General features: G+C 70.2%; 1 protein-coding gene. It reads right to left on the minus strand.

The features are described from left to right. Positions 1-52 precede the first annotated feature (52 nt). The coding region (locus tag LHA35_RS28320; RefSeq protein WP_226615232.1) for a transposase at positions 53-1062 on the minus strand (1010 nt) is incomplete at its 5' end.

Genomic DNA, 1062 nt, shown 5'->3' on the forward strand with positions numbered 1-1062 from the left:
AGGCCCGCCGGCAGCATCCGTGCGGAGATTTACGGTAAGGACCTGAGCCGGGTCAGGCCGGTGCCGCCTCGGCCATCTCGTTCTGTGGCCAGCCCAGGAAGTAGGTGCCGTTGGGGATGATGCGTGCGTGCTGGAGCGGCCAGACGTGGGCGAGGTCGGCGGGGTCGATCTCGGCCCCGCCGGCGCGCAGGCGGCCCACCACGCGCTCGATCTGGACGGTGTTCCACAGCACGGCGGCGTTGGACAGCAGCCCGAGGCAGCTCGCCTTGTTCATCACCTCCTCGTAGTCCGCGACGCGGAACTCGCCCCGGTTGGCGAAGAACAGCCAGCGGGCGAGGGAGTGGCGCGCCTCGCCGCGGTTGAGCTGGCGCTGGATGGCCAGGCGGGTCGGCTCTTCGTGAATGTAGCGCAGCACGAAGAGCGTCTTGCAGGCGCGGCCCAAGGCTGTCAGCGCCTTCGAGACCCGGTCCGCCGGCGAGGCGTTGATGAGCCGCTGCAGCACGACGTGCGCGGGGGCGGTCCTGTCCCGCAGCGAGGCGGCGATGCGCAGGAGCTGGTCCCACTGCTCGGCAATCAGCGCCGTGTCCACCACAGCGTGGAACAGCGGCTCCAGCGGGCCATGGTCCGCGTCCCTGTCCAGCTTGTACAGGCGCTGGTCGGGCAGGTCCTTCAGGCGCGGCATGAAGGCGATGCCCAGCAGGTGGCAGAGTCCGAAGAGCTGCTCGGTGAAGCCGTGGGTGTCGGTCGTGTGCGCCAGCGGCCGGACGAGCGTGTCGTTCTCCATCAGGCCGTCCAGCACGTATCCCGCCTCCCTCGGCGCGCAGGAGATCGCCTGGGTGGCGAACACCCCGAACCGGTCGGAGAGGTGGGTGTAGAGGGTGAGCGCGCGGTCGTAGTAGCCGAAGTAGCGGGGGTAGACCGCGCCCAGCAGCCCGTCGCGCTGTACGGCGAAGCGCTGGCCGTCGGACGACGAGAGCGTGCCGTCGCCCCAGGTGGCGCTGAAGGGAAGCAGGTGGTGGTGGTCCACCACGGCCTTGCTCGCCGCCTTCAGCGTGGTCTCGC

Origin of the sequence: Roseicella aerolata, assembly GCF_020523605.1 — a bacterium.
GTDB lineage: Bacteria > Pseudomonadota > Alphaproteobacteria > Acetobacterales > Acetobacteraceae > Paracraurococcus > Paracraurococcus aerolatus.